Genomic DNA, 26,910 nt, shown 5'->3' with positions numbered 1-26,910 from the left:
GTGAATTGCATTTTATGCGCGATTTCAAGCCGTTAGATAGTGATTCGCAAGTTGAGTTGCAACAGGAAATAATCGCCGCAGGCGGTAATTGATTTGTAAGGGAAAAGCGGGATGGGGCGAATTAATTTCTGTAAATATGGTGGTGCTGTGGTGTGGACCGCCGGTCTTGCCATGCTGCTGGCGGTATTGTCGCTGCGTTACGGCGTCATCGAGAACAACCTGTTGCCCAGAAACTGCGATGCGGGCGCGGTCAGCGATCCCGCCTGGCAGTGCGCGCTGAAATGGGGTCTTGTACAGACCTTTCATGATCAGCGCCTGGGGTGGTTCAGCCTGGCTTGTGGCCTTGGGGCGTTTGCGCTGTCGTGCCGTCGGCTGGCCTGGGCTGGCTGGCTATCCGGCATCGCCGGCCTGGTGCTTTACAGCTACGACTATGCGGCCGTGGGGGCCCTGTCAGCCTTGTTGGTGCTGCTGCGGTCGCAGGGCGGGCAGGGCGAGTGCCAGACCCGTCAGTAGCCAGGCGATGGCCTGTGGGTTGGCGGGTTCAGGTAGCCAGCGGCCAACCACGGTGATGGCGATGAGGGCAGCGCAGATCTTCTCTGCCCGACCGCATTGGCCGGTCCAGGCCGCAATGAGGAAGACCATCGCCGGCGCCAGATAAAGCATGACCGGAAAGTCGCGATAGCGGGAATCGACAAACAGCAACAGGGCGGCGATTGCGGCGGAGAACAGCAGCACACCGTGCAACACCGACAGCAGATCGCGGGCGATGAAAGGACTGCTGCGGGCACGCAGGTTCTGCCATGCCGAGGCTGTGGACACCAGCGGCTGACCATGCCAGCAGGCCAGTACGCCGCAGCTGATACTGCCGAGTACTGCCACCGCGCCCAGTACGGTCCACTCGATCATGTTGCGGTAAGCCAGCATTGCGTGCTCCCAATGCAGGATGGCAACCAGGCCGCAGAGCGCACCGCTGAGGGTCAGCGCAGCCAGCCGTATCGGGCCACCTTGACCACGTGCGGAGAGGCTGGCCAGCAGTAGCGCGATGAGTGCGCCGATGGCGGTGCCAAGTAAGGGTTTCTGCAGGGTTTCGCGTTCGGCCACCGGGCCGGCAAGCGGAAACTTGGGGGCCAGGGTGTGGGCGTCGAGCATGCCCCAGAAACCGCCTACGGTTCCTTCCAGCCGACGTTTCCAGGGTTGGTCGATGGCTTCGATCAGGTTGTAGTCCCAACCCTTATCATGCGCCTGATGGATGAATTCACGAATGTAGCGTGCCTGATTGACGCGCGAAGGCTTGGATTCTTCACGCTGGCGGCCCGCGCTGGGCCAGCCTGTTTCTCCGATCAGAATGCGATGTCCGGCAAACCGTGCGCTGACCTCGGCGTGAATATCGGCGACATGCTCGAGCGCATGGACGATGTCCACCGGTTCGTCCTCCCAGAAGGGCAGGATGTGAACCGTGACGAAGTCGACCGACTCGGCCAGGCCGGCGTTCTGCATCCAGAACTCCCAGACATCGGCGTAGGTCACGGGGACTTCGGTGCGGGCCTGGGCGTAGTCGATCAGCGCCTTCATCTCGTCATAGCTGCGTTCGCGACGCAGCAGGACTTCGTTGCCGACGATCAGCGCACTGACGACGTCCGGGTTTGCGTTGGCGAGGGCGATGGCCCGGTCGAGCTCGATGGCGTTCTTCTTGCGCTCGTGACCGATCCAGGCGCCGACCAATACCTTGATGCCGACCTCGCGTGCCACTTCCGGGACTTGGTCCAGACCTTGGTCTACCGAATAGAGCCGGACGCAGTCAGTGATTTTTGCCAGCGCGGTCAGATCTTCGACGATCTGGCTGCGTTCAATGTAGCCCTGCTCGTTGAACGGCGTCTGGCCGGGACGGTGATAGGGTGCGTAAGACACGCATTTGAGCTTCTCGCCACTGCCCAGATGAAGATCGTGCATCTCCACCGGGCGCGTCTGACCAAGAACCCAGGCCAGCAGGGCGGTCAGCCCCAGAAGGTGGGTGAGCAGCAGGGTAATCCAGAGTGTGCGGCGGTTGACAGGGGCAAGGTGCATGGTTGGGCGGCAGAGGGTTACGCGCAGGGTGCAGGTGCAAAAAAGCCACGCCCGGAGGCGTGGCTTCGTGTCGAAGCGTGCGGATTCTACCGCGTATGCGGGCTCAGTCTGCGTAATCGCTCATGGGCACGCAGGCGCAGAACAGGTTGCGATCGCCATGGACATCGTCGATGCGGTTTACGCTCGGCCAGAACTTGTTGTCCGCCACCCAAGGTAGCGGGAACACCGCTTGCTCGCGGGTGTAGGGACGATCCCAGTCGCCCATGATGTCGGCCTGAGTATGCGGAGCATGCTTGAGCGGGTTGGCGTCGGCGCTCCATTCGCCTTGCTCGATGCGGGAGATCTCGTTACGGATGGAGATCATTGCGTCGACGAAGCGGTCCAGTTCGGCCAGATCCTCGGATTCGGTGGGCTCGACCATGATCGTGCCGGGCACCGGGAAGGACATTGTCGGCGCGTGGAAGCCGTAGTCCATCAGGCGCTTGGCAATGTCCACCTCACTGATGCCGGTGGCGGCCTTGATCGGGCGGATGTCGAGGATGCACTCGTGCGCCACGCGACCTTGCGTGCCGGTGTACAGCACCGGGTAGTGCTGACCGAGGCGGGCAGCCAGGTAATTGGCGTTGAGGATGGCGACCTCTGTGGCGCGCTTCAGGCCGCTGCCGCCCATCATCGCGATGTACATCCACGAGATCGGCAGGATGCTGGCCGAGCCGAAGGGGGCTGCCGACACGGCGCCCTGTCCCTTGTTCGGCCGCTGCTCGTCACCGGTGGGGCTGACGACATGATCCGCCATGAAGGGGGCGAGGTGGGCAGCGAGGCCGATCGGTCCCATGCCCGGTCCGCCGCCGCCGTGCGGAATGCAGAAAGTCTTGTGCAGGTTCATGTGCGACACGTCGGCGCCGATGGTGGCCGGCGAGGTGAGGCCGACCTGGGCGTTGAGGTTGGCGCCGTCCATGTACACCTGTCCGCCATGGGCGTGGACGATGTCGCAGATCTCGCGCACGGCTTCCTCGAACACACCATGGGTGGACGGGTAGGTGATCATCAGTGCGGCCAGTTCGTCGGCGTGCTGCTGGGCCTTGGCGCGCAGATCGGTGACGTCGACGTTGCCGTTGTCGTCACAGTCCACCACCACGACCTTCATGCCACACATCTGCGCGGTGGCCGGGTTGGTGCCGTGGGCAGATCGGGGAATCAGGCAGACATTGCGTCGAGCCTCGCCACGGCTGGCATGGTAGCGCGCAATGGCCACCAGGCCGGCGTACTCGCCCTGGGCGCCGGAGTTGGGCTGCATGCAGATGGCGGGGAAGCCGGTCACCGCCCGCAGGTAGTCGGCCAGACCTTCGATCATCTCGAGGTAGCCCGCAGCCTGCTCACGCGGCACGAACGGGTGCAGGTTGGCAAATTCCGGCCAGGTGACGGGAATCATCTCGCTGGTGGCGTTCAGTTTCATCGTGCACGAACCGAGCGAGATCATTGAGTGATCCAGCGCGAGGTCGCGATTCTGCAGCTTCTTCAGGTAGCGCAGCATCTCGTGTTCGGTGTGGTGCGTGTTGAACACCGGGTGCGAGAGGATGGCGTCGCTACGCAGCAGGCCGGCCGGCAGGGCGCCACCTGCCGCAGCAACACGGCGGTCGAGTTCGGACAGGTCCGTGTTGATGCCAAAGGTCGCCAGCACGGCGCTGACGTCGCCGGCGGTGGTGGTTTCATCCACTGCAATGCCGACACGGGTGCCGGACACCTGGCGCAGGTTGTAACCCGCTGTCGCGGCGTTTGCCACGATCTGTGCAGTGCGTGCACCGGTGTCGACCACCAGGGTGTCGAAGAAGCTGGCACTGGCCAGCGCGAAGCCGCCGGTCTTCAGGCCCTCGGCCAGCAGCGCGGCGTGGCGATGGATGCGTGCAGCGATGGTCCTCAGCCCCTGCGGACCGTGATACACCGCGTAAAAGCCGGCCATGTTGGCGAGCAGTACCTGCGAGGTGCAGATGTTGGAATTGGCCTTTTCGCGGCGGATGTGTTGTTCGCGCGTTTGCAGTGCCATGCGCAGCGCCGTCTTGCCGCGCGCGTCCTTGGAGACGCCGATGATGCGGCCGGGCATCGAGCGGACGTGGGCTTCGCGGGTGGCGAAGAAAGCCGCATGTGGGCCACCGAAGCCCATCGGCACGCCAAAGCGTTGAGCAGAACCCAGGGCGATGTCGGCACCGAGGCTGCCGGGGCTCTTCAGCAGCACCAGTGCCATCAGGTCGGAGGCGACGGCAACCACTGCACCGCGCGCTTTCAGCGCGGTGATCGGTGCCTGCAGGTCGGTGACGGCGCCGTTGACGTCGGGATATTGCAGCAGCGCGCCGAAAACATCATGCTGGCCTGCATCCGTGGCGCTGCCAAAGACCAGTTCATAACCGAAGTAAGCGGCGCGGGTGCGCACCACATCGATGGTCTGCGGGAAGCAGGCCTGGTCGATGAAGAACGCGTTGGACTTGGCTCTGGAGACCCGGCGGGCCATCGTCATGGCTTCGGCCGCCGCGGTGGCTTCGTCGAGCAATGAGGCGTTGGCCAGTTCCAGACCGGTCAGGTCGATGACCATCTGCTGGTAGTTCAGCAGGGCTTCCAGGCGACCTTGGGCAATCTCCGCCTGATAAGGCGTGTAGGCCGTGTACCAGCCAGGGTTTTCCATGACGTTGCGCAGGATCACCGCAGGCGTGTGGGTGCCGTAGTAGCCCATGCCGATCAGCGACTTCTTGACCACGTTCTTGCTCGCGATCGCACGCAACCGGGCCAGCGCCTCGTGTTCGGGTTGCGGCGCGCCCAGTGGCAGTGGCTGCGCCAGCCGGATGGCGGCTGGCACGGTCTGGTCGATCAGCGTATCGACATCGGCAAGGCCGATGGCCGCACACATGCGGGCGATTTCGGCTGGATTGGGGCCAATGTGGCGATGAATGAAGGCGTCGCGCTGTTCGAGGTCGGCGAGCGGGGCGGAGAGGAGCGTGTCGGTCATGGTCGTGCGCAGCGGAGCGGGCAAGGCAAAGGGCCCAGCAGAATTGGGCCGGGGGTGCCGGGGGCGGAAGATCGTGCCTCCCGGCAGACTGGGTCGTGCTTACTGGGCGATCTCGGCTTCGTAACCGGCGGCGTCGAGCAGGCTGGACACATCGGCGGCGTTTGCCGGCTTGATCTTGAACAGCCAGGCAGCATAGGCGTCGGTGTTGACGCTTTCCGGCGCGTCCACGGCATCCTGATTGGCGGCAATCACTTCACCCGCGACCGGGGCATAGATGTCGGATGCGGCCTTGACTGATTCGATCACTGCGCAGGCTTCGCCGGCGGCGAGTTGGCGACCGGCTTCCGGCAGTTCGAGGAAGACGACGTCGCCCAGCGCTTCCTGGGCGTGGTCCGTCACGCCGACGGTCAGGCTGCCATCGGCTTCGACGCGGATCCATTCGTGGGACTTGGTGTACTTCAGGTCGGCAGGCGTGTTGCTCATGTTGTTTCTCCGCAGTGGGCTGGATTCAGGAAAAGCTTGGAACAGCTGTGTGTGGGCCGGGACAGGCTTCGGCATGCCGGAGTCTGCCTCAAATGACGATGCTTCAGACCAGTGCCTGACCGTTGCGGGCAAACGGCAGTTTGACGGTGCGTGCCTTGAGACGCTTGCCGCGGATGTCCACTTCGACACTGGTGCCCGGTTCGACCTCCAGAGGCAGACGGGCAAAGGCAATGGATTTCTCCAGTGTGGGCGAGAAGCTGCCGCTGGTGGTTTCACCTTCGCCTGCGGAGGTGAAAACCCTCATGTGCGCGCGCAGCACGCCTTTGTCTTCAAGAATGAGTCCCAGCACACGGCGACTTGCTGGCTTGACGGCCAGTGCGGCGCGGCCGACGAACAGACGGTGTTCGTCCTTGAGATCCACCGTCCAGGCCAGACCAGCGTCGAGCGGGGAGACGGATTCGTCCATGTCCTGGCCGTACAGGTTCATGCCGGCCTCAAGGCGCAGGGTGTCGCGCGCACCCAGCCCGCAGGGCGCGACGCCAGCCGCCTGCAGCGCGGCCCAGACCGCAGCGGCACGCTCGGCCGGCAGCGCAATCTCGAAGCCGTCTTCGCCGGTATAGCCGGTACGACCTACAAAAATGTCACCGATCTGCACACCGGAGAACACGGTCAGTGCTTCGCTGCCGGCGCGCAGCTCGGGCAGGGTCTGCCAGGTGCGGGTGCGGGCATTGGGGCCCTGGATCGCAATCATGGCCAGGTCGCGGCGGGCGCTGAGGCTGACGTTGGCGCCGGTAAGGGCGATATGCTTGCGCATCCACGCCACATCCTTGTCCGCAGTGCCGGCATTGACGACGATGCGGTACTGGCTATCGGACAGACGATAGACGATCAGGTCGTCGATGACGCCGCCGTCTTCGTTGAGCATGCAGGAGTAGAGAGCCTTGCCAGGCGTCTTGAGTTTGGCAACGTCGTTGGCCAGGAGCGCACGCAGCCAGCGCGTGGCATCGGCGCCTTCGAGGTCGAGCGACAGCATGTGCGACACGTCGAACATGCCTGCATCACGTCGAACAGCGTGGTGCTCCTCGATCTGCGAGCCGTAGTTGACCGGCATGTCCCAGCCGGCAAAGTCGACCATGCGTGCGCCAGCGGCGACGTGGGTGGCGTGAAGCGGGGTGTGGCAGACGGGGGCGTTCATGGCAGCTCCGGCAAAGTGAACGAAAAAAGGGCGGTACGACGCGGCCATTCGAAGAATGTCAAACGTGTCGTGCTCGCCCCATCTGTCCCTTGTACCTGAGAGATTCCGGACGGATGTGCCGGGTGCCCCTTCGGTGGATGTGCGGCACCCTGAGTGCCCACGTCGCTCTCCAGACTTTTACTGCCGTGCGCGGTCCTTTTGCCTGAGCGATTCCGGGGGGTTACGCCTTCGGCGACTCTCTGTGGGAGAGTGCTCTCCCGCGCAGCAGTGCGGACGATAGCATTGAGACCGGTAGTCTGCAACCGGCTTGTTGCGCTGCGCAAGTTGCGGCTGCTCATATGTGCCGCCGATGCGCCCTGGCAGGCCATCATCCCGCTTCGGCCTTCACTGCAAGTATCGGCGCGATGCAAGCAGGAGCCAGTCCTCATTAGGCTCCGTGCTAGAATCCGCGCCGTTTTCAGACGAGGTGCATGCGATGCTCGCAATCATTGGTGGAAGTGGCCTGACCCAATTGTCCACGCTGGAAATCGTGCGTCGCGAGGTGGTGCGCACGCCGTATGGCGAGCCTTCGGGGGCGCTGACCTTTGGCGAATTGTGCGGCCGGCCGGTCGTGTTTCTGGCACGGCATGGTTATGGACACACGATTCCGCCGCATCTGGTCAATTACCGCGCCAACATCTGGGCGCTCAAGCAGGCCCGGGCCGACGCGGTGGTGTCTGTCGCATCGGTGGGTGGGATCCGTGCCGACTTTGCGCCGGGTACGCTGCTGATTCCGGACCAGATCATTGACTATACCTGGGGGCGCAAGAGCACCTTCTTCGAAGGAGGAGATCAGGCGGTCCACCATGTCGATTTCACCCATCCTTACGACGAAAGTCTGCGTCAGCGCCTTCTGCAGGCGGGAAAGCAGGCGGGCGAAGCCGTGTTTGATGGGGGGGTGTATGCTGCAACGCAGGGTCCGCGGCTCGAAACGGCCGCTGAGATCAACCGTTTCGAGCGCGATGGTGCTGATGTCGTCGGCATGACGGGCATGCCGGAAGCGGTGCTTGCGCGTGAGCTGGAATTGCCATACGCCGCTGTCAATGTTGTGGTCAATTTCGCTGCGGGACGAGCTTCAAGTGAGCATGGCATACATTTCGACAGCATCGAACCGATCCTGCAGGAATCCATGGTCAGGGTACGCAACCTGCTGGATCATCTGTGCCGGGTTTGATCGGGGCGGCATGGTGCACTGCTACAATCGTCGATATTTGCTGAATCGCTGGAAGCCCACATGAAACGTATCGAAACCGCTTTCGAGCATCTGCTGTTCTCCAGTCGCTGGTTGATGGCGCCGGTCTATTTTGGTCTGGTGCTGGCCATGGTGGTGCTGTTGATCAAGTTCACCAAGGAGGTGTTCCACATCTTCTCGGAGATCATGACGGCGACGGGTGGCGAGCTGATCACCGGGGTGCTTTCCCTGGTGGATATTGCGCTGATCATGAATTTGCTGATCATCATCATGTTCAGTGGCTACGAGAACTTCGTGTCCAAGATGGAAGATCTTCACAGCCATCGGGATCGTCCCGACTGGATGGGGCATATCGGTTTTTCCGACCTCAAGATCAAGCTGATCGGTTCGATCGTGGCGATCTCGGGGATTGAGCTGCTGAAGGGGTTCATGAATGTGGCGAAGCTGGAAGACCGTGAGCTGGCCTGGATGGTGGGTATTCACGTGACCTTCCTGGCGTCGGGGGTGCTGTATGCGCTGATGGACCGGCTGCATGGCGGTGGCAAGGGGCACTGAGGCACAGTCCGTCTTCTGAAAAAAAAACGGCGCGGCGGGGATTCCCGGTCGCGCCGTTTTTTGTCCGGACCCTGGCTACACCTGCAGGCGGTCCAGTAGTTCCCGCTCGACCTTGAGTACCCGTGAATCCTGAGACAGTCCGCCGCCGGTCAGCAGGAAGGTATCTTCAACCCGCTCGCCCAGGGTGGCGATCTTGGCAGTCTGCACGCTGATGCCATGGCTCGCCAGCACCTGCGCCACGTCGAACAGCAACCCGGGGCGGTCGGCGGCGATCAGTGACAGGATGTAGTGGCGACCGGCTTCGTCGGCGCGCAGGCTGACCTGGGGGGTGATCGGGAAGTGCTTGACCTGGCGCGACAGCCGGCCGCTGCCAGGGCGTCGCGGCTCTCCACCGGTCTGAAGCATCTGTGTCAGCTCATGCTCGATCAGGGTGACGATGTCGCGGTAACTGGCGCTGTTGCCGGTGTCCTGAAGGATGAAGCTGTCCAGTGCATAGCCGTGACGGGTGGTGTGCACCTTGGCGTCGAGAATGCTGAGTCCCATGCGGCCGAAGAACCCGGTCAGGCGGACGAACAGGTCGGTCTCGTCGCGTGAAAACACCATGACCTGTACGCCTTGCTCCTCGTCGGAGACCCGTGCCTTGACCACCGGTTCATCGGCGCTGGGACGGAAGTAAAGCACACGGGTGTGCCAGGCGATCTCGTCAGGTGAGTGGCGCATGAAATACACCGCATCCAGTTGCGCCCACAGCGCATCTTCGACACCAGGGCGCAGGCCGTGGTAGCGCAGCAGGTGGCGGGTGTTCTCCTGGCGGTCGTCAAGACCCAGGGCCTGCTGTGGGGTCGCGCCGCGCAGCAGGCGCTGAGTGGCGAAGAACAGGTCTTCCAGTAGCTTGCCTTTCCAGCCATTCCACACTTTGGGGCTGGTGCCGCGGATGTCTGCGTGGGTCAGCAGGTAGAGCGCAGTCAGCCGCCGCTCGTTGCCGACGATACCGGCAAAGTTGCGGATGACCTCGGGGTCGGAGGTGTCCTCCTTCTGAGCGACATGCGACATCGTGAGGTGATGCTGAACCAGCCACACCACCAGTTCGACATCGTCTGCTGGCAGGGCGTGCTGTTCGCAGAACTCGCGTGCGTCGACCATGCCCAGCGTGGAGTGGTCTCCGCCGCGGCCCTTGGCGATGTCGTGAAACAGCGCCGCAATGTAGAGCAGCCAGTAGCGGTCAAAACTGAGGATCAGCCGGGTCATCAGCGGATACTCGTGCGCGTGCTCACCCATCGTGAAGCGGCGCACATTGCGCAATACCATCAGGATATGCTGGTCGACCGTGTAGGCGTGAAACAGGTCGTGCTGCATCTGGCACAGGATCTTGCGCCAGGGTGGCAGGTAGCGGGACAGGATGCCGTACTGATTCATGCGCCTGAACGCATGCACCACACCGCGCTTCTGGCTGACGATCTCGATAAACAGCGCGCGGTTGGCCGGGTCGGCGCGGAAGGCTGCATTGATGCGGTTACGGTTCAGCCACAGCGCACGCAGTGTGCGTGCGGTCATGCTCTTGAGTTCGGAGCGCTGCTGCAGTAGCAGGAAGCACTCGAGCAGGGCAGAGGGGTGGCGTTCGAAGACATCTTCGTTACGGATGTCGAGCAGCTCGCGAACCGCCTGGAAGCGTGCGTTGATGACGATGGCCGGGGCGCTGCGGCCGGGGAAGATTTCGGTGCCGTAGTTCTGCAGCAGGATGCCGTTGATCTGGGTGACCTTCTTGGCGGTCAGGTAGTACCGTTGCATCAGCGCTTCGGATGCGCGTTTGGCGGCGGTCGGCTCGAAACCCATGATCCGTGCGAGTTTTTCCTGGTGATCGAACAGCAGGCGGTCTTCGGCACGGTTGGTGAGATAATGCAGGCGGATGCGAACATGCTGCAGGAATCGCTCCACGCTGCGCAGGTCGCTTGCCTCCTCGCCGGTGATCAGGCGGCGGCGGGCCAGTTCCCGCCAGTTGCGACCCAGTCCTGCAGCCTGGGCAATCCAGCCCAGCATCTGCAGATCGCGCAGCCCGCCGGGGCTTTCCTTGCAGTTGGGTTCGAGTGCGTAAGGGGTGTCCTGGTACTTGGCGTACCGCTGTTCCTGCTCGAGTTGCTTGGCCTTGAAGAAGGCACGGACGTCCAGTTGCTCGCGGTACCGGGCAGAAAAGTCGGCGAACAGCTCGGCGTTGCCGGCCAGTAGCCGGGCTTCCAGCATATTGGTCTGCACCGTGATGTCGGCGATGGCGGCATCAAGGCATTCTTCAATGGTGCGCACGCTATGGCCGATGTCCAGCCCGACATCCCAAAGCGCACCAATCAGCTCCGACAGCAGGCTTTGCAGGTCGGCATCCGGTGGCTCGGGCAGCAGGATCAGCAGGTCGACATCAGAGCAGGGAAAGAGCTCGCCCCGTCCATAGCCGCCAACTGCGAGCAATGCGGCATTGGCTGGCAGTCGGCCTGTCTTCCATAGACGTACGATCGCCGTATCGACAAGTTTTGCACGGCCGTGAAGCAGGCGGGCGGTAAGTGGGTGGGCCTCGTAGGTGGCGCGCAGGCTGGCGTGGCCTTCTGCGAGCTGCTGGCGTACTTCGACGATGGCATGCTGGAGCGGAGTGGGCGTCGTCACGGTGCGAGGAATCCGATGATCAGGCAAGGCGGGAAGCCACCAGAGGTGGGGGTGGCGGGCAATTGGCCGACAAGGTCAGGACTTCGACGCCGGTGTCGGTGACGACCAGAGTGTGCTCCCATTGTGCCGACAGACTGCGATCCTTGGTGACGATGGTCCAGCCATCGGGCAGTTCGGAGATTGCAGCCTTCCCGGCGTTGATCATGGGTTCGATGGTGAAGATCATGCCTGGCTGGAGTTCGACGCCGGTTCCAGCCTTGCCGTAATGCAGCACCTGGGGCTCTTCGTGAAACTTGCGGCCGATGCCGTGGCCGCAGAACTCACGCACGACCGAAAATCCGTTGCCTTCTGCGTGACGCTGAATTGCCTGTCCGATGTCTCCCAGGCGTGCGCCGGGCCGGACTTCGGCAATGCCCAGCCACAGGCATTCGAAAGTGACCTGGCACAGCCGTTTTGCCAGGATGGAGGCTTCGTTGCCGACAATGAACATCCGGCTGGTGTCACCGTGAAAACCGGCCTGGGTGATGACGGTGATGTCCAGATTGACGATATCGCCTTTCTTGAGCGCCTTGTCACCTGGGACGCCATGGCATACCTGATGGTTGACCGAGGTGCAGATCGACTTGGGGTAGGGGCTGTAACCGGGGGGCGCGTAATTGAGCGGTGCAGGTATGGTGTTCTGCACCTCCACCATGTAGGTGTGGCACAGGCGGTCGAGTTCTGCGGTGGTGATGCCGGGTTTGACAAAGGGCTCGATGTAGTCGAGCACCTCGGCTGCCAGGCGGCAGGCGAGACGCATTTCCTGTATTTCTTCTGCGGTCTTGAGAACGATGCTCATTGTGTGTCAGGACTGGGTGGCGCCGAAAGGTCGACAGGCTAGCGCATGAGGCCCGCCCGGGCAAACCACTTGCGAGGTTCGCGCTTGAGCATGTCATCAGATCAGTGCTATCATCGCGGGCTTGTCTGTACTTGCAGGCAAAATCCACACGCCGAATCAATCGGGGTCCGCGCACAGAGTCTGTGTGGCGGCGCAGGTGCGAAGCAGTCGTTCAGGGAAAGCCCGTCGCTGTTTCGTTGCCGGTTCGGCGGAGGCTAACCCTTGAAATTGGAGTTTCACATGTCTGTCACTATGCGTCAGATGCTCGAAGCGGGCGTTCACTTTGGCCACCAGACCCGTTTCTGGAATCCGCGTATGGCCCCGTACATCTTCGGTCATCGCAACAAGATCCACATCGTCAATCTCGAAAAGACGATGGTGAAGTACAACGAAGCCATGGACTTCGTGCGCAAGCTGGCCGCCAATCGCGGCAATATCCTGTTTGTCAGTACCAAGCGTCAGGCTCGCGAGATCCTCGCCGAAGAAGCGCGTCGCGCCGGCATGCCTTACGTTGACGAGCGCTGGCTCGGCGGCATGCTGACCAACTTCAAGACCGTCAAGCAGTCGATCAAGCGCCTGAAAGAAATGGAAGCCATGGTTGAAGATGGATCCATCGAGCGTCTGTCCAAGCGCGAAGCGCTGACCGCCCGTCGTGAAATGGAAAAGCTGCAGAAGTCGATCGGCGGCATCAAGGATATGGGCGGTCTGCCCGATGCACTGTTTGTCATCGACGTCGGTTATCACAAGATCGCCATTACCGAAGCTCAAAAGCTGGGCATCCCGGTTGTGGCCGTGGTTGACACCAACCACTCGCCGGAAGGTGTGGACTACGTGATTCCGGGTAACGACGATTCGTCCCGCGCGATCCGTCTGTACGCCCGCGGCGTGGCCGATGCCGTGCTGCAGGGTCGCAGCCAGGTTCTGCAGGAAATCGTTGCCGCCGGTGGCGACGAGTTTGTCGAAGTCGAAGAAGAAGGCTCCGAAGAGCAGGCCTGATTCCGACGTCGTCGAATCCAGTCATCTTTGCGCGGCGGGCAGGTGCCCGCCGTGTGCTGTAAACAATATTCAGGAGTGAGCATGGCCGAAATCACCGCAAGCATGGTCAAGGAACTGCGCGAAAAAACCGACGCGCCGATGATGGAGTGCAAGAAGGCGCTGACTGAAGCAGCAGGCGACCTGGCCAAGGCGGAAGAAATTCTGCGTATCAAACTGGGCAACAAGGCTTCCAAGGCCGCTGCCCGTGTGACCGCCGAAGGCATCGTCGGTACCTTCCTGTCGGCTGACGGCAAGCTGGCCGCAATGGTCGAGCTGAACTGCGAAACCGACTTTGTCGCGAAGAACGATGACTTCATCGCGCTGGCGGCTTCCCTGGCAACCCTCGTTGCTGAAAAGAGCCCTGCCGACGTCGAGGCGCTGTCCGCGCTCGAGCTGTCGGGTCAGACCGTCGAGCAGTTCCGTACTGCACTGGTCGGCAAGATCGGTGAGAACATCACCATCCGCCGTTTCGTGCGTACTGAAGCCAAGGGTACGGTTGCCAGCTACATTCACGCAGGTTCCAAGATTGGCGTGCTGATCGACATCGTTGGTGGTGACGAGCAGCTGGGCAAGGATCTGGCCATGCACATCGCCGCGTCCAAGCCGAAGTCGCTGGATTCGAGCGGTGTGTCCGCCGACCTGATCGACGCAGAGCGCCGTATCGCGATCGAGAAGGCGCGTGAAGCCGGCAAGCCGGAAGAGATGCTCGAGAAAATTGCCGAAGGCACGGTGCAGAAGTTCCTGAAGGAAGTCACGCTGCTGGGTCAGGTCTTCGTCAAGGCGGAAGACGGCAAGCAGACCGTCGAGCAACTGGTCAAGGCCAAGGGCGCGTCGATCGCTGGTTTCACCCTGTTCATCGTGGGTGAAGGCATCGAGAAGAAGGTCACCGACTTCGCCGCCGAAGTGGCAGAGCAGGCTGCTGCCGCTGCAGCAGCTGCACAGAAGTAAGAGGTACTCAAGATGACCGCTGCCGCTTACTCGCGCATCCTGCTCAAGCTTTCGGGCGAAGCCCTGATGGGCGATGACGCCTATGGCATCAATGAAGAGGTGGTCAGTCGCATCGTCTCCGAAGTCGCCGAGGTCAATCGTCTGGGGGTGCAGGTTGGCGTGGTGATCGGTGGCGGCAACATCTTTCGTGGCATGAAAGGGGCAGCGTCCGGCATGGATCGGGCGACTGCCGATTATATGGGCATGCTGGCCACGGTGATGAACGCGATGGCGCTGGCGGATGCCATGCGCCGCGTCGATCTGGAGGCGCGCGTGCAGTCCGCGCTGCGTATCGACCAGGTGGTCGAGCCTTACATCCGCGGTCGTGCCATTCGCCATCTTGAAGAGGGGCGGGTGGTGATCTTTGCCGCCGGTACGGGCAACCCCTTCTTCACCACCGATACAGCCGCAGCCTTGCGTGGCGCGGAGATCGGTGCGCAGATCGTGCTGAAGGCGACCAAGGTCGATGGTGTGTATACCGCGGATCCCAAGAAGGATCCGGCTGCACAGCGTTATCACCGGATCAGCTTTGATGAAGCGATCGGGCGCAATCTGGCGGTGCTGGATTCGACCGCGTTTGCACTGTGCCGTGACCAGAAGCTGCCGATCAATGTGTTCTCGATCTTCAAGCCCGGTGCGCTCAAGCGCGTCGTGATGGGTGAGGATGAGGGCACGCTGGTCCATTCCTGAGTCTTCCGAGGATAGAGCAATGATTTCCGAACTCAAGAAAACGACCGAGCAGAAGATGCACAAGTCGGTCGAGTCGCTGAAGGCCGATCTGGCCAAGGTGCGTACCGGTCGTGCCCACACCGGTTTGCTCGATCATGTGATGGTGGAGTACTACGGCAGCATGGTGCCGGTCAATCAGGTGGCCAACATCACCCTGATCGATGCCCGCACCATCGGTGTGCAGCCGTGGGAAAAGCCGATGATGAACAAGGTCGAGAAAGCGATCCGTGATTGCGATCTCGGGCTCAACCCCGCCAATATGGGCGAGATCATCCGGGTGCCGATGCCGGCCTTGACCGAAGAGCGTCGCCGCGACCTGACCAAGGTCGTGCGCCAGGAAGGCGAGGCAGCGAAAATTGCAGTGCGCAATCTGCGCCGCGATGCCAATCAGCAGCTCAAGGACGCGGTCAAGGAAAAGCTGATCTCGGAAGACGACGAGCGTCGTGCCGAGGACGAGATCCAGAAGCTCACCGATCGTCATGTGGCCGAGATCGACAAGCTGCTGGCCCAGAAAGAGCAGGAGCTGATGCAGATCTGATCTGCCGGAACCGAGTGGCTTCCGCAGAGAAGCCATGCGTGGAGGTCGAGAATGGCAGATTCAGGTTTTTCCAGTTCCACCCGCGCGGTACCTGCCGTCAGCGGAGTGCCCCGCCACATTGCCGTCATCATGGATGGCAACGGGAGGTGGGCGCGCAAGCGCTTCCTTCCACGTGTTGCCGGCCACAGTCGCGGCGTGGAGTCTGTACGGGCGACAATCAAGTCATGCATGGCCCGGGGGGTCGAGTATCTGACCCTGTTCGCCTTCAGTTCCGAGAACTGGCGTCGTCCGGCGGACGAAGTGTCCTTTCTGATGCAGCTGTTCATCAAGTCGCTCGAGAAAGAGGTCGGGCGCATGCATCAGAATGGCATTCGGTTGCGGATCATTGGCGACCTGAGCCGGTTTGATACCGAGTTGGTGCGCGTCATCGAATCGGCAGAGGCGCTGACCGCGGCCAACACGCGTTTCAACCTGACGATTGCTGCAAACTACGGCGGCCGCTGGGATATTCTTCAGGCCGTGCAACGTGCTGCCGCCAAGAATCCCGAGGGAATGCAGGGGCTGACAGAGGACGTCCTCGCTGCCGAGCTGTCGATGGCATTCGCGCCTGAGCCGGATCTGTTCATCCGCACGGGGGGGGAGCAGCGCATCAGCAACTTCCTGTTGTGGCAGCTCGCGTACACCGAACTGTTCTTCACCGACACGCTATGGCCTGATTTTGACGAGAAGGCCCTGGATCTTGCCATCGCATCCTACAAGGGACGTGAGCGACGCTTTGGGCGTACCAGTGAGCAGGTTCAGGCGGCAGCAGCCGGTGCCAATGCGGGGAACCATGCTTAGGACGCGGATCATCACCGCGTTCGTGTTGTTGTTCGGACTGCTGGCGGCCTTGTTCTTGTTGCCGTCGGCAGGCTGGTTAGTGTTCTGCGCGCTTGTCTGTGGCGGAGCCGCCTGGGAATGGGGCGCACTCGCCCGTTTTGCGCCTGCGCTGCGTATCGTGTTTGCGTTGTTCACCGGAAGCTTCTGCCTGATCACCGGGGCGCTTGCCGGTCTGGGGGCCGGCAACGTGCCGGCTGCGCCGGTGCTGGTGCCGCTCTATCTCGTCAGTGCCCTGTTCTGGGTGTTGTGTGTGCCGCTTTGGTTGCGGGGCAAGTGGTCCCTGTCTTCGGTCGGTGTTGGCGCGGTCGTCGGTCTGGTCGTCATGGTTCCGCCGGCGCTTGCCTTGGCTCATTTGCGGGAGTTGGGGCCATGGTTTCTGCTCGGGGTCATGGCGATGGTCTGGATCGCCGATATCGCGGCCTATTTCAGTGGTCGTGCGTTCGGGCGTCACAAGCTCGCACCCGCGATCAGTCCGGGCAAGACCTGGGAGGGGGCGTTTGGTGCGGCGCTTGGGGTGACGGTATTCGGTTATCTTTTGCTGGGGGTCGTTGGTTTCGATGCGTTTCCGGCGTGGGTGGTCTATCTGGCCTTGCCTGCACTGATCGGCTTCACCGCAGTCAGCATCATTGGCGACCTGTTTGAATCCCTGCTGAAGCGCCAGGCTGGCATGAAGGACAGCGGTAGTGTGCTGCCTGGCCATGGTGGGATTCTCGACCGCATCGACAGCCTGACGTCCACGCTTCCCATGGCTGGCCTGCTATTGCTCTGGCTCGCGCGCTAACTTCACGTTCATGCCCAATACTCGTCCGCAGCAGATCACCATTCTGGGGGCTACCGGCTCCATCGGCGTCAGCACACTCGATGTCATTGCCCGTCATCCTGAACGGTTTTCAGTCTTTGCGCTTACTGCTTTTCGTCAGGCCGACAAGTTGCTTGAGCAATGCCTGTTGCATCGTCCGCGTTTTGCGGTGCTGGGCGACGAGATTGCGGCCCTGCGTCTGCGCGATGGGCTGGCTGCGGCTGGCCTGTCTACTGAGGTATTGGTTGGCAGCAAGGCGCTGGCCGACGTCGCGGCCGCGCCAGAGGTGGACGCGGTCATGGCGGCGATTGTCGGTGCAGCAGGTCTGGAGCCGACATTGGCAGCCGCGCGTGCCGGCAAGAAGGTTCTGTTGGCCAACAAGGAGGCGCTGGTCCTGTCCGGACAGTTGTTCATGGATGCGGTGGCGACATCCGGAGCCTGTCTGTTGCCAATCGACAGTGAGCATAATGCGGTATTTCAGTCATTGCCGGCCGATTACCGACGGAATCCCGCAGCGTCCGGTGTCAGACGTGTGCTGCTGACGGCATCGGGTGGCCCTTTCCGTGCCACGCCAGTGGAGCAGCTGGAGGCCGTGACACCTGATCAGGCGTGTGCGCATCCCAACTGGGTGATGGGCCGGAAAATCTCGGTTGATTCTGCGACCATGATGAACAAGGGGCTGGAGGTCATCGAAGCGCATTGGCTGTTCGGTGTTCCTGCGGAGCAGATTGAAGTCGTCGTGCATCCGCAGAGCGTCATTCACTCGATGGTGGATTACGTCGATGGCTCGGTGATTGCCCAGTTGGGCAATCCGGACATGCGTACGCCGATTGCGCATGCGCTGGCTTGGCCTGAACGCATCGACTCCGGCGTCCGTGCACTTGACCTGATCGAAATTGCCAGGCTGACATTTGAACGTCCGGACTTTGACCGCTTTCCGTGTCTTGCACTGGCCTTCCAGGCCTTGCGGCAAGGGGGCGTGGCGCCTGCCGCGCTCAATGCGGCCAACGAGGAGGCGGTGGATTGTTTCCTGTCGGGAAGGCTGGGATATCGCCGTATCGGTGACGTGATTGCGGCGACGCTTGAACGTATTGGCGCGATGGCGGTCGATTCGCTCGAGGCGGTGCTGGCTGCCGATGCCCGCGCGAGATCCATCGCGCAAGACGAAATCCGTAAGCGTTCGCAAAACTGATGTCCCTGCTAGATTATCTGATTCCTTTTGTCGTGGCCCTCGGGCTGCTGATCCTGGTCCATGAGCTGGGTCACTATCTGGTGGCGCGCTGGTGCGGGGTCAAGGTGCTGCGTTTTTCGATCGGTTTCGGCAAGCCACTGATCGCCCGGCAGTACGGTCCTGATCGTACCGAATGGGTGCTGGCCGCCTTGCCGCTGGGTGGCTACGTCAAGATGCTGGATGAGCGTGAAGGCGAGGTGCCTGCAGCAGACCTGCATCGTGCTTTCAACCGTCAGAGTGTGTGGCGGCGTTTCGCCATTGTCGCTGCGGGGCCGCTCGCCAATTTCCTGCTGGCGATTGCGCTTTATTGGGGCATCTTCGTTGTTGGCAGTGACGAACTGCGCCCGCGTGTGGCGCTGACCGAAACGACCAGTCCGGCACAGTCAGCCGGCGTGCGTGAGGGTGATCTGATCCTGGCCATCGACGATGAGCCTGTCCGCAGCTGGCAGGATCTTCGCTGGGTGCTGCTGCGCCACGCGCTCGACAGCCGTCAGGTGGTGCTCAGGGTGCGCACGCTGGACGAGGTCGAGACCTTTCGTACGCTGGATCTTCGCGGCGTGGAGATCGACGACGGCAGTGTCGATCTGATTGCGCAGGTCGGACTCAGGCCTTGGCGCCCCTTCATTCCCGCCGTGATCGGTCGTGTGGTGCCGGGCGGTGTGGCCGACCGTGCCGGCGTTCGTCCGGGAGATACGGTGGTTGCGATCGATGGCGCCCCTGTCGACTCCTGGAGTGACATGGTCGCAAAAGTACGTGAAGCCGCGGGTCGGGAGCAGGTCTTCCTGCTGGCGCGCGAAGGTGTGAATCTGCAGTTGGCGATGGTGCCGGAAGAGGCCAGCGAAGGTGGTCAGCGATTCGGTCGCATCGGCGTCGGTGTGGCCGAGCCGGTACAAGGAGGACTGTCGATGTTCGCCGAGGTGCGTTACGGGGTGGGCGAGGGGCTGGCCAAGGCCGTGCGCCAGACCTGGGAAACCAGTGTGCTCAGCCTGCAGATGATCGGTCGCATGATCACCGGAGAAGTGTCGTGGAAGAACCTGTCCGGGCCTGTGACCATTGCCGACTACGCCGGCCAGTCGGCCCAGCTGGGCTTGGGGCATTACATCAAGTTCCTGGCCCTGATCAGCATCAGCCTGGGGGTGTTGAACCTGCTCCCCATCCCGGTGCTGGACGGTGGGCATTTACTGTATTATGTGATCGAAATCATCAAGGGTGGACCTGTGCCGGAGCGTGTCATGGAAATCGGGCAGCAGGTAGGTCTGGCGCTGCTGATCATGCTCATGGCGTTCGCCTTTTTCAACGACATCAATCGTCTCATCTCCGGCTGAAACTAACGAATGAATCGCAAGCGCATCTCCGGGCTGATCGCAGCCCTTTTTGCTTCAGTTCCCGCATTCGCCTTCCAACCCTTTGTGGTCAAGGATATCCGTGTAGAGGGTATTCAGCGGACCGAGGCCGGTACCGTCTTCAACTATCTTCCGGCTCGTGTGGGGGATACCTTCACCGAGGCACAGGCGGCCGAAGCAATCCGCGCGCTGTTTGCCACGGGTTTTTTCCGCGACGTTCGCATTGAAACCGAGAACGATGTGCTGGTAGTGCTGGTTGATGAACGGCCGGCCATCGCCCAGATCGACTTTGTCGGCGTCAAGGAATTCGACAAGGACGCGCTCAAGAAAGGGCTGCGCGAGGTCGGTCTGGCCGAGTCACGCATCTTCGACCGTGCCTTGCTCGATCGTGCGGAGCAGGAGTTGAAGCGTCAGTACCTCAGTCGTGGCAAGTACGCTGCCTCGGTGACCACCACGGTGACACCGCTCGAGCGCAACCGGGTGGGCATCAACTTTGCGGTCGAGGAGGGTGATGTCGCCCGTATCGCCAGCATCAACATCGTTGGCGCAAAGGCGTTCAAATCCAAGGATCTGCTTGACCTGTTCCAGCTCACGACCCCGGGGTGGCTGACCTGGTACACCAAGAACGATCAGTATTCACGTCAGAAGCTTTCTGCCGACCTCGAAAACCTGCGCTCCTACTATCTGGATCGCGGCTACCTCGATTTCAATATCGATTCCACCCAGGTCTCGATCACGCCGGACAAGAAAGATATCTACGTGACCGTCAACATCACGGAAGGTGAGCAATACACCGTGACTGGCGTGCGCTTCACCGGTGACCTGATCCTGCCGGAGTCCGATTACCTTGCGCTCAGCACGATACGTCCGGGCGAAATCTTCTCGCGTGAACGCCTCACTGAAACCACCAAGGCAGTGACCGACAGACTGGGTAACGAGGGCTACGCCTTTGCCAACGTGAATGCGGCGCCCGAGGTCAACAAGGAAAAGCGTGAGGTTGCCTTCACCATTTTTGTTGATCCGGGTCGCAGGGTTTACGTGCGTCGAATCAACGTGGGTGGCAATACCAAGACCCGCGATGAGGTCATTCGTCGCGAGATGCGCCAGATGGAAGGGGCCTGGTACGACGCTGCGGCCATCAACCGCTCGCGTGAACGGGTCGACCGTCTGGGCTTCTTTGACGAGGTGACGGTCGAGACGCCACCGGTGCCGGGCGCAACCGATCAGGTGGACGTCAATTTTGGGGTGAAGGAACGCGCCACTGGCAACCTGATGCTGGGTGCGGGTTTCTCAAGCTCCGAGAAGATCGTGCTGTCGGCGTCGATCTCGCAGCAAAACCTGTTTGGTTCCGGCAACGCAATGACGCTGGGTCTGAACACCAGTTCGTCGAGCCGCACCTACGCCTTGTCCTTCACCAATCCTTACTACACGGTTGATGGCGTCTCCCTGGGCTGGGATGTGTATCACCGTACTTATGACCCTTCGGAGTCTTACTCCGTTGCGCGCTACAAGACGGTGTCGACGGGCGCTGGGCTACGTCTGGGGTTCCCGATTGCCGAGGATGACAGCATTTCGTTTGGACTGAGTGCCGACCGTACAAAGATCACGACTTATGACGAGAGTCCGAGCCAGTACAAGGATTTCTGCATCGACTTCGGTTGTAGCGATGCGAGCGGTGTAGGTAATGTCACTGTCAGCAGCCTGCTGCTGACGGCGGGGTGGTCTCGTGATAGCCGCGACAGCTTCCTGTACCCGCGCAAGGGTGTGTATCAGCGCGTGTATGGTGAGATCTCCATGCCGCCGGGCGATCTGCGTTACACCAAGCTGAACTATCAGTACCAGCACTGGTTCCCGATCGGGCGTGACTACGCGCTGATGCTCAATGGCGATATCGGCTGGGCCAATGGCTATGGCGGCAAACCGGTGCCGTTCTACAAGAACTTCTACGTGGGCGGTATTGGCTCCGTTCGCGGCTTCGACCAAAGTTCGCTCGGCCCCAAGGATGCCGAGGGCGATGCGACCGGCGGAACGCGCAAGTTGGTGGGGAATGCAGAATTCTTCTTCCCGATGCCGGGTTCTGGCAAGGATCGCTCGTTCCGTATCTCGGCCTTCCTCGATGCGGGCTACGTCTGGGGTGAAGATCCCGTCACCGGCAAGGATCAACGTATCAACATCGGCGATTTGCGCTACAGTACCGGCCTTGCGTTCGCCTGGAGTTCGCCGATCGGTCCGCTGAAGTTCAGCCTCGGCTTGCCGCTGAAGAAGGAAAGCGGTGACGATATCCAGCGCTTCCAGTTCCAGCTTGGCAGCGTGTTCTGATCGCGCCCGGCACCTGTTTCTCGTGGAGATATTTGTGAAAGTCAGTACCCTCTCCGTTCTCGCCCTTACCCTGATCGGCCTGTCGCAGGCGGCTGCTGCGGAAACCAAGATCGGTTTCGTGAATTCCGACCGCGTGATGCGCGAAGCCGGGCCTGCCGTGCGTGCCCAGCAGCGCCTGGAGAAAGAATTCGAAAAGCGCGATCAGGAAATGCAGCGCATGGCCAAGGATCTGCAGGTTCTGCAGGAGCAGCTCGAGCGCAACAGCACGACCATGGCCGAGGGCGAGCGTCGCGAAAAGGAACGTGCGTTCAATGATCTGAACCGCGATTTTCAGCGCAAGCAGCGCGAGTTCCGTGAGGATCTCAACCAGCGCCGCAACGAAGAACTTGCCTCGGTGCTGGAGAAGGCCAATCGCGCGGTCAAGCAGATCGCAGAAGCCGAAAAGTATGATGTGATCCTGCAGGAGGCGGTCTACGCCAGCCCGCGTATCGACATCACCGACAAGGTCGTCAAGGCATTGTCCGACGCCAAGTAAGGACGATCGCAAGCGATGATGCGTGTCGACGCGCTGGTCGCGCAGCTGGGCGGTGAGCTCGTCGGTGACGGTAGTGTTCTGGTGCGTCGGGTGGCGACGCTGGATCAGGCCGGCGAGGGGGATTTGTCCTTTCTCGCCAATCCGAAATACCTCGGAAGGCTGAAGTCGAGTGCTGCTGCTGCCGTCATTCTTGGGGTCAGGAGTCGCGATGCACTGACCGACCGGCCACGCATCGTCGTAGACGATCCTTATCTGTATTTCGCTCGCGTTGCCAGGCTGTTCAATCCGGCCCCCATGGTCGTGCCTGGCGTGCACCCTTTGGCCAGTGTCGCTTCCACTCTCCCGGCCTCGGTCGCGGTCGATGCGGGTGCGGTCATTGGCAAGGATGTGGTGCTGGGCGAAGGGGTCAGCATTGGTGCGGGCTGCTGCATCGGTGACGGTGTGCAGATCGGTGCAGGCAGTCGCATCCTGCCGCGGGTGACGATCTACGCCAACTGCCTGCTTGGTCGTGATTGTCTGGTCCATTCAGGTGCGGTCATCGGCTCCGACGGCTTTGGTTTCGCACGGGAAAAAACCGGTGCCTGGGTGAAGATCCCCCAAGTCGGGCGAGTCGTCATCGGAGACGATGTCGAGATCGGGGCCAATACCACGATCGATCGTGGTGCGCTCGATGACACTGTGATTGGCAACGGCGTCAAGATCGACAATCAGATCCAGATCGGCCATAACGTACGAATTGGCGACTACACCGCAATTGCCGGTTGTGTGGGCATTGCCGGCAGTACCCATATCGGCGCGCGCTGCATGATCGGGGGGCAGGCCGGCATCATCGGTCATCTGACGATTGCCGATGACGTGGTCGTTTCCGCCGGTACCCTGGTGACAAAGTCGATCCATCAGCGCGGTGTCTATACCGCCAATCTGCCGGTCCAGCCGCACGCCGACTGGGTCAGGAATTTCTCGCATCTCCGCCATCTCGACGCGTTGGCGGATAGAATACGCGCCCTCGAAAAACGCCTCGAAGAACGGGACTCTAGCTGAACATCATGGACATCAACGAAATCCTCGAATACCTGCCGCACCGCTATCCTTTCCTGCTGGTGGACAGGGTGCTTGAGCTCGAGCCCAACAAGCGCATCCTCGCGCTCAAGAACGTCACCATGAATGAGCCCTTTTTCCCGGGGCATTTCCCGCATCATCCGGTGATGCCCGGCGTGCTGATCGTCGAAGCCATGGCGCAGGCGGCTGCGCTGCTGTCGTTCAAGAGCATGGGCGTGAAGCCCGACGAGAACTCGGTGGTGTATTTTGCGGGCATCGACAACGTGCGCTTCAAGCGTCCGGTCGTGCCGGGCGATCAGTTGCTGTTCGACGTCGAGATCCTGCAAAGCAAACGCAACATCTACAAGTACAAGGGTGTTGCCCGCGTCGGTGACCAGATCGCAACCGAAGCAGAACTGATGTGCGCGTTGAAGACCAAGCCATGATCCACCCCACTGCCATCGTTCACCCGAACGCTAAGATCGGCGCGAATGTGTCGATCGGCGCCTATTCCATCATCGGCGGAAACGTCGAGATCGGTGATGGCACGCGGATCGCTTCGCATGTCGTTGTCGAAGGGCATACCCGCATTGGACGTGACAACGAGATCTTCCAGTTCTGCTCGATCGGCGCCCAGCCGCAGGACAAGAAGTATGAGGACGAGCCGACCCGGCTTGAGATCGGTGATCGCAACACGATCCGAGAATTCTGCTCGTTCAACGTGGGCACCAGCCAGGATGCGCATGTCACCCGTATGGGTAGCGACAACTGGATCATGGCCTACGTGCACATCGCGCACGATTGCCAGGTGGGTGATCACACCATTTTCGCCAACAATGCGACGCTGGCGGGGCATGTGCACGTTGGGGACTGGGCCATCCTGGGTGGCTTTACCGGCGTGCACCAGTTCGTGCGTGTCGGTGCGCACAGCTTCTGCGGGGTCGGTACGGTACTGCTGCAGGACCTGCCGCCTTGCGTTACTGTGGCGGGCAATCCCGCAGCCCCTCACGGTATCAACAGCGAGGGGCTGCGCCGTCGCGGCTTCAGTGCCGAAGGCATCAGTGCGATCAAGCGTGCCTACCGCATCCTCTACCGTTCTGGTCTGAAGCTGGACGAGGCCCGTGAGCAGATTGCCGCGCTCGCGGGCGAGTTTGCCGAGGTGCAGGCTTTCAGCGACTTCATCAACCAGTCCGGGCGCGGCCTGGTGCGGTGACGACATGGCGCCCAGAATCGCCATGGTGGCAGGGGAGGCCTCCGGCGATCTCCTGGCGAGCCACCTGATCCGAGCCATCCGCAAGCGTCTCCCCGAGGCCGAGTTCTACGGCATCGGCGGACCCAAGATGCAGGCTGAAGGTTTTGACGTACGCTGGCCATGCGAGTTGCTGGCCGTGCACGGCTATGTGGATGCGCTCAAGCGTTATCGTTCGCTGTCATCCATCCGCAAGCAGTTGCTGGCGCAGATCCTGCGTGACCGGCCGGCGGCTTTCATCGGCGTCGATGCACCCGATTTCAATCTCTGGCTGGAAGGGCGGGTCAAGGATGCCGGCATGCCGTCCATTCATTTTGTCAGCCCGTCGATCTGGGCCTGGCGTGGTGGGCGGATCAAGAATATCGCCCGTTCCGTCAGCCGTGTGTTGTGCCTGTTTCCGTTCGAGAAGCCGATCTACGACAAAGCGGGTGTTGCCGCGAGTTATGTCGGACATCCACTGGCGGACGTGTTCCCGCTGCAGCCTGATCGCGCCGCGGCGCGCGAGCGGCTTGATCTGCCTGCGCAACGACCGGTGATCGCGCTGTTGCCCGGCAGCCGGCAGTCCGAGGTCCGCAATCTGGCTGACACCTTCATCGATACTGCGGCATTGCTCGCGCAGCGTCACCCTGACGCGATCTTCTTGGTGCCCTTGGCCACCCGCGAGACGCGAGCCTTGTTCGAGGAGGCCCTGCACCGCCGCCAGGCAACAGAACTGCCGATCCGCATGCTGTTTGGTCATGCTGTCGATGCAATGACTGCAGCCGACGTGGTGCTGGTGGCCAGTGGTACCGCTTCGCTCGAGGCCGCACTGCTCAAGCGTCCGATGGTGATCAGTTATCGCATTGGCAAGTGGCAGTATCGCCTGATGATGCGCATGGCCTATCTGCCCTGGGTGGGTTTGCCCAACATCCTGTGCAATGAGTCGCTGGTGCCCGAACTGTTGCAGGATGAGGCCACGCCGCTGAAACTGGCCGACGCGATCGATCACTGGTTGGGTGATGCCGGGGCGCGTCAGCGTCTGGTGGAGCGTTTCACCGATCTGCACCATCAGTTGCGTCAGGACACCGCAACCAAGGCGGCCGACGCTATTCTTCCGCATCTGCAGGCGGCGCATGTCACGGCCTGAAGGTATTCGCCTGATCTGTGGCGTGGATGAAGCGGGCAGGGGACCGTTATGCGGCGCAGTGGTTGCTGCTGCGGTCATCCTCGACCCGACGCGGCCAATCGATGGCCTCAACGACTCAAAAAAGCTCAGCGAGAAGGCACGGGACAGGCTTGCGCTGCTGATTCGCGAGCGGGCACTCGCCTGGGCCGTGGCCGAAGCTTCGGTTGCCGAGATCGACCGCCTCAACATCCTGCACGCCAGCATGCTGGCGATGAAGCGCGCGGTAGAAGCGCTGACCTTGCGCCCCGACGAGGTGTTGATCGACGGTAACCGCTGCCCCGATCTGGCGCTGCCGATGCGCGCGATCGTGCAGGGCGATGCGCTGGAGCCCTCGATTTCGGCGGCGTCGATCCTGGCCAAGACGGTACGTGACGAGCAGATGCGCGAACTTGACCGCCAGTATCCCCAGTTTGGTCTGGCCGGGCACAAGGGCTACCCGACGGCCGCACATCTGGCGGCGATCCGCCGCCATGGCGTTCCGGATTTTTACCGTCGCAGCTTCGCGCCGGTACGCAAGATCCTGGACAACCCGCCCTTATGGACGGAGGACGAAACATGACGCTGCATCACCTGATGTTGTTCCTGCATGTGCTTGGCGTTGCGGTATGGGTGGGCGGCATGGCCTTCGCCTGGCTGTGCCTGCGACCGGCCGCGATGCAATTGCCGCCCGATCGTCGGCTGACGCTATGGTGTGCCGTGTTGCAAGGATTTTTCCCGCTGGTCTGGCTGGCGATTGCGTTGATCCTGGTGTCCGGTGTTGGCATGCTGACCGAGGTCGGGTTTGCCCGTGCGCCGCTGGCCTGGCATGTGATGACCTTGACCGGCGGTGTGATGATTGCGGTTTTCGCGTCGATCTGGTTCGGGCCGTGGCGGGAGATGCGTACCGCGGTGGTGGCGGAGGACTGGGCGCGTGCCGCGGTAGCAATGAACCGCATCCGCCAGCGTGTGGGCTTCAATCTGGGGCTGGGCGTGGCGACGATCGCGGTGGCCACCCTGGGTCTGGGGTTCTGA

25 protein-coding genes and 1 riboswitch are annotated in these 26,910 nt (G+C 61.7%); of the genes, 19 read left to right on the top strand and 6 right to left on the bottom strand.

Going from position 1 to position 26,910, the window contains the following annotated elements; genetic code table 11:
- Window positions 1-111: 111 nt before the first annotated feature.
- Window positions 112-513 carry a hypothetical protein gene (locus tag DNK49_RS16785; protein ID WP_243632412.1) on the top strand — a complete coding sequence of 134 codons (402 nt, stop codon included), beginning with the start codon at window positions 112-114 and terminating at the stop codon, window positions 511-513.
- On the opposite strand, the gene DNK49_RS16780 is transcribed toward DNK49_RS16785, so the two are convergent.
- From DNK49_RS16780 to gcvT, 4 genes are all read right to left on the bottom strand, one after another.
- Window positions 451-2,064 (bottom strand): glycoside hydrolase family 17 protein, encoded by a 1,614-nt coding sequence (locus DNK49_RS16780; RefSeq protein WP_110527060.1) that lies wholly within the window; start codon window positions 2,062-2,064, stop codon window positions 451-453. The genes DNK49_RS16785 and DNK49_RS16780 overlap by 63 nt on opposite strands.
- Before the next feature lie 103 nt (window positions 2,065-2,167).
- On the bottom strand, window positions 2,168-5,062 hold the full coding sequence (gene gcvP / locus DNK49_RS16775; protein WP_110527058.1) for an aminomethyl-transferring glycine dehydrogenase: 2,895 nt from the start codon (window positions 5,060-5,062) through the stop codon (window positions 2,168-2,170).
- Between the two features lie 99 nt (window positions 5,063-5,161).
- On the bottom strand, window positions 5,162-5,545 hold the full coding sequence (gene gcvH / locus DNK49_RS16770; RefSeq protein WP_110527055.1) for a glycine cleavage system protein GcvH: 384 nt from the start codon (window positions 5,543-5,545) through the stop codon (window positions 5,162-5,164).
- A 103-nt stretch (window positions 5,546-5,648) separates the two neighbouring features.
- Window positions 5,649-6,740, bottom strand: coding sequence for a glycine cleavage system aminomethyltransferase GcvT (gene gcvT / locus DNK49_RS16765; RefSeq protein WP_110527052.1), 1,092 nt, complete (start codon window positions 6,738-6,740; stop codon window positions 5,649-5,651).
- A 180-nt stretch (window positions 6,741-6,920) separates the two neighbouring features.
- Window positions 6,921-7,010, bottom strand: a riboswitch (glycine riboswitch).
- Window positions 7,011-7,215: 205 nt separating this feature from the next.
- Here gcvT and DNK49_RS16760 point away from each other — a divergent pair.
- On the top strand, window positions 7,216-7,953 hold the full coding sequence (locus DNK49_RS16760) for an S-methyl-5'-thioinosine phosphorylase (RefSeq protein ID WP_110527049.1): 738 nt from the start codon (window positions 7,216-7,218) through the stop codon (window positions 7,951-7,953).
- Window positions 7,954-8,013: 60 nt separating this feature from the next.
- Entirely contained in the window at window positions 8,014-8,526 is a 513-nt protein-coding gene (locus DNK49_RS16755) for a TIGR00645 family protein (RefSeq protein ID WP_110527045.1), read from the top strand.
- A gap of 75 nt (window positions 8,527-8,601) precedes the next feature.
- Here the strand turns inward: DNK49_RS16755 and DNK49_RS16750 are convergent, their stop codons facing one another.
- Both DNK49_RS16750 and map read right to left on the bottom strand, forming a co-directional pair.
- Window positions 8,602-11,175 carry a [protein-PII] uridylyltransferase gene (locus DNK49_RS16750; protein WP_110527042.1) on the bottom strand — a complete coding sequence of 858 codons (2,574 nt, stop codon included), beginning with the start codon at window positions 11,173-11,175 and terminating at the stop codon, window positions 8,602-8,604.
- 19 nt (window positions 11,176-11,194) lie between these two features.
- Window positions 11,195-12,013 carry a type I methionyl aminopeptidase gene (map, locus tag DNK49_RS16745; RefSeq protein WP_110527039.1) on the bottom strand — a complete coding sequence of 273 codons (819 nt, stop codon included), beginning with the start codon at window positions 12,011-12,013 and terminating at the stop codon, window positions 11,195-11,197.
- A gap of 279 nt (window positions 12,014-12,292) precedes the next feature.
- Here map and rpsB point away from each other — a divergent pair, with 279 nt between their 5' ends.
- The 16 genes from rpsB to DNK49_RS16665 all read left to right on the top strand — a co-directional run bounded on the left by rpsB (window position 12,293) and on the right by DNK49_RS16665 (window position 26,910).
- A complete protein-coding gene (gene rpsB / locus DNK49_RS16740; RefSeq protein WP_110527036.1) occupies window positions 12,293-13,048 on the top strand; it encodes a 30S ribosomal protein S2 in 756 nt (251 codons plus the stop codon).
- An 81-nt stretch (window positions 13,049-13,129) separates the two neighbouring features.
- Window positions 13,130-14,035, top strand: a complete 906-nt coding sequence (gene tsf / locus DNK49_RS24440) for a translation elongation factor Ts (protein ID WP_110527033.1) — start codon at window positions 13,130-13,132, stop codon at window positions 14,033-14,035.
- 12 nt (window positions 14,036-14,047) lie between these two features.
- Entirely contained in the window at window positions 14,048-14,764 is a 717-nt protein-coding gene (pyrH, locus tag DNK49_RS24435; protein ID WP_110527030.1) for a UMP kinase, read from the top strand.
- A 19-nt stretch (window positions 14,765-14,783) separates the two neighbouring features.
- Window positions 14,784-15,341, top strand: a complete 558-nt coding sequence (gene frr / locus DNK49_RS16725; RefSeq protein ID WP_110527027.1) for a ribosome recycling factor — start codon at window positions 14,784-14,786, stop codon at window positions 15,339-15,341.
- Window positions 15,342-15,392: 51 nt separating this feature from the next.
- A complete protein-coding gene (gene uppS, locus DNK49_RS16720; RefSeq protein ID WP_207807017.1) occupies window positions 15,393-16,181 on the top strand; it encodes a polyprenyl diphosphate synthase in 789 nt (262 codons plus the stop codon).
- Window positions 16,174-17,001, top strand: a complete 828-nt coding sequence (locus DNK49_RS16715) for a phosphatidate cytidylyltransferase (protein ID WP_110527023.1) — start codon at window positions 16,174-16,176, stop codon at window positions 16,999-17,001. Before uppS ends, DNK49_RS16715 begins: the two co-directional genes overlap by 8 nt.
- A 10-nt stretch (window positions 17,002-17,011) precedes the next feature.
- Complete coding sequence (gene ispC / locus DNK49_RS16710) at window positions 17,012-18,211, top strand: 1-deoxy-D-xylulose-5-phosphate reductoisomerase (protein WP_110527021.1); 1,200 nt, start codon at window positions 17,012-17,014, stop codon at window positions 18,209-18,211.
- Window positions 18,211-19,575: an RIP metalloprotease RseP gene (rseP, locus tag DNK49_RS16705; protein ID WP_110527018.1), complete on the top strand. Its 1,365-nt coding sequence runs from the start codon at window positions 18,211-18,213 to the stop codon at window positions 19,573-19,575. The genes ispC and rseP overlap by 1 nt, the downstream gene beginning before the upstream one ends.
- 9 nt (window positions 19,576-19,584) lie before the next feature.
- Window positions 19,585-21,912, top strand: a complete 2,328-nt coding sequence (gene bamA / locus DNK49_RS16700; RefSeq protein WP_110527015.1) for an outer membrane protein assembly factor BamA — start codon at window positions 19,585-19,587, stop codon at window positions 21,910-21,912.
- Window positions 21,913-21,946: 34 nt separating this feature from the next.
- Window positions 21,947-22,447 (top strand): OmpH/Skp family outer membrane protein, encoded by a 501-nt coding sequence (locus DNK49_RS16695; RefSeq protein WP_110527012.1) that lies wholly within the window; start codon window positions 21,947-21,949, stop codon window positions 22,445-22,447.
- Between the two features lie 15 nt (window positions 22,448-22,462).
- Window positions 22,463-23,488 carry a UDP-3-O-(3-hydroxymyristoyl)glucosamine N-acyltransferase gene (gene lpxD, locus DNK49_RS16690; protein WP_110527009.1) on the top strand — a complete coding sequence of 342 codons (1,026 nt, stop codon included), beginning with the start codon at window positions 22,463-22,465 and terminating at the stop codon, window positions 23,486-23,488.
- 5 nt (window positions 23,489-23,493) lie between these two features.
- Entirely contained in the window at window positions 23,494-23,931 is a 438-nt protein-coding gene (fabZ, locus tag DNK49_RS16685; RefSeq protein ID WP_110527006.1) for a 3-hydroxyacyl-ACP dehydratase FabZ, read from the top strand.
- Entirely contained in the window at window positions 23,928-24,698 is a 771-nt protein-coding gene (lpxA, locus tag DNK49_RS16680) for an acyl-ACP--UDP-N-acetylglucosamine O-acyltransferase (RefSeq protein WP_110527003.1), read from the top strand. The genes fabZ and lpxA overlap by 4 nt, the downstream gene beginning before the upstream one ends.
- A gap of 4 nt (window positions 24,699-24,702) precedes the next feature.
- Entirely contained in the window at window positions 24,703-25,860 is a 1,158-nt protein-coding gene (lpxB, locus tag DNK49_RS16675; RefSeq protein ID WP_110527001.1) for a lipid-A-disaccharide synthase, read from the top strand.
- Window positions 25,847-26,458 (top strand): ribonuclease HII, encoded by a 612-nt coding sequence (gene rnhB / locus DNK49_RS16670; RefSeq protein WP_110526998.1) that lies wholly within the window; start codon window positions 25,847-25,849, stop codon window positions 26,456-26,458. Before lpxB ends, rnhB begins: the two co-directional genes overlap by 14 nt.
- Window positions 26,455-26,910, top strand: a complete 456-nt coding sequence (locus DNK49_RS16665) for a CopD family protein (protein ID WP_110526996.1) — start codon at window positions 26,455-26,457, stop codon at window positions 26,908-26,910. The genes rnhB and DNK49_RS16665 overlap by 4 nt, the downstream gene beginning before the upstream one ends.

This window comes from Parazoarcus communis SWub3 = DSM 12120 (genome assembly GCF_003226565.1).
GTDB classification, from domain to species: domain Bacteria; phylum Pseudomonadota; class Gammaproteobacteria; order Burkholderiales; family Rhodocyclaceae; genus Parazoarcus; species Parazoarcus communis.
The sequence above is the reverse complement of the archived record's forward strand: the minus strand, read 5'-3'. Positions and strand labels throughout refer to the sequence as shown.

Excerpts from the sequence above, each read along its gene's own strand:
- lpxB (WP_110527001.1), top strand. The coding sequence starts at position 24,703 with ATGGCGCCCAGAATCGCCATGGTGGCAGGGGAGGCCTCCGGCGATCTC.
- gcvT (WP_110527052.1), bottom strand. The coding sequence starts at position 6,740 with ATGAACGCCCCCGTCTGCCACACCCCGCTTCACGCCACCCACGTCGCC.
- rseP (WP_110527018.1), top strand. The coding sequence starts at position 18,211 with ATGTCCCTGCTAGATTATCTGATTCCTTTTGTCGTGGCCCTCGGGCTG.
- lpxD (WP_110527009.1), top strand. The coding sequence starts at position 22,463 with ATGATGCGTGTCGACGCGCTGGTCGCGCAGCTGGGCGGTGAGCTCGTC.
- uppS (WP_207807017.1), top strand. The coding sequence starts at position 15,393 with ATGGCAGATTCAGGTTTTTCCAGTTCCACCCGCGCGGTACCTGCCGTC.
- gcvH (WP_110527055.1), bottom strand. The coding sequence starts at position 5,545 with ATGAGCAACACGCCTGCCGACCTGAAGTACACCAAGTCCCACGAATGG.
- lpxA (WP_110527003.1), top strand. The coding sequence starts at position 23,928 with ATGATCCACCCCACTGCCATCGTTCACCCGAACGCTAAGATCGGCGCG.
- frr (WP_110527027.1), top strand. The coding sequence starts at position 14,784 with ATGATTTCCGAACTCAAGAAAACGACCGAGCAGAAGATGCACAAGTCG.
- bamA (WP_110527015.1), top strand. The coding sequence starts at position 19,585 with ATGAATCGCAAGCGCATCTCCGGGCTGATCGCAGCCCTTTTTGCTTCA.
- DNK49_RS16785 (WP_243632412.1), top strand. The coding sequence starts at position 112 with ATGGGGCGAATTAATTTCTGTAAATATGGTGGTGCTGTGGTGTGGACC.
- map (WP_110527039.1), bottom strand. The coding sequence starts at position 12,013 with ATGAGCATCGTTCTCAAGACCGCAGAAGAAATACAGGAAATGCGTCTC.
- ispC (WP_110527021.1), top strand. The coding sequence starts at position 17,012 with ATGCCCAATACTCGTCCGCAGCAGATCACCATTCTGGGGGCTACCGGC.
- fabZ (WP_110527006.1), top strand. The coding sequence starts at position 23,494 with ATGGACATCAACGAAATCCTCGAATACCTGCCGCACCGCTATCCTTTC.
- DNK49_RS16780 (WP_110527060.1), bottom strand. The coding sequence starts at position 2,064 with ATGCACCTTGCCCCTGTCAACCGCCGCACACTCTGGATTACCCTGCTG.
- DNK49_RS16760 (WP_110527049.1), top strand. The coding sequence starts at position 7,216 with ATGCTCGCAATCATTGGTGGAAGTGGCCTGACCCAATTGTCCACGCTG.
- DNK49_RS16715 (WP_110527023.1), top strand. The coding sequence starts at position 16,174 with ATGCTTAGGACGCGGATCATCACCGCGTTCGTGTTGTTGTTCGGACTG.
- rnhB (WP_110526998.1), top strand. The coding sequence starts at position 25,847 with ATGTCACGGCCTGAAGGTATTCGCCTGATCTGTGGCGTGGATGAAGCG.
- gcvP (WP_110527058.1), bottom strand. The coding sequence starts at position 5,062 with ATGACCGACACGCTCCTCTCCGCCCCGCTCGCCGACCTCGAACAGCGC.
- tsf (WP_110527033.1), top strand. The coding sequence starts at position 13,130 with ATGGCCGAAATCACCGCAAGCATGGTCAAGGAACTGCGCGAAAAAACC.
- DNK49_RS16665 (WP_110526996.1), top strand. The coding sequence starts at position 26,455 with ATGACGCTGCATCACCTGATGTTGTTCCTGCATGTGCTTGGCGTTGCG.
- rpsB (WP_110527036.1), top strand. The coding sequence starts at position 12,293 with ATGTCTGTCACTATGCGTCAGATGCTCGAAGCGGGCGTTCACTTTGGC.
- DNK49_RS16755 (WP_110527045.1), top strand. The coding sequence starts at position 8,014 with ATGAAACGTATCGAAACCGCTTTCGAGCATCTGCTGTTCTCCAGTCGC.
- pyrH (WP_110527030.1), top strand. The coding sequence starts at position 14,048 with ATGACCGCTGCCGCTTACTCGCGCATCCTGCTCAAGCTTTCGGGCGAA.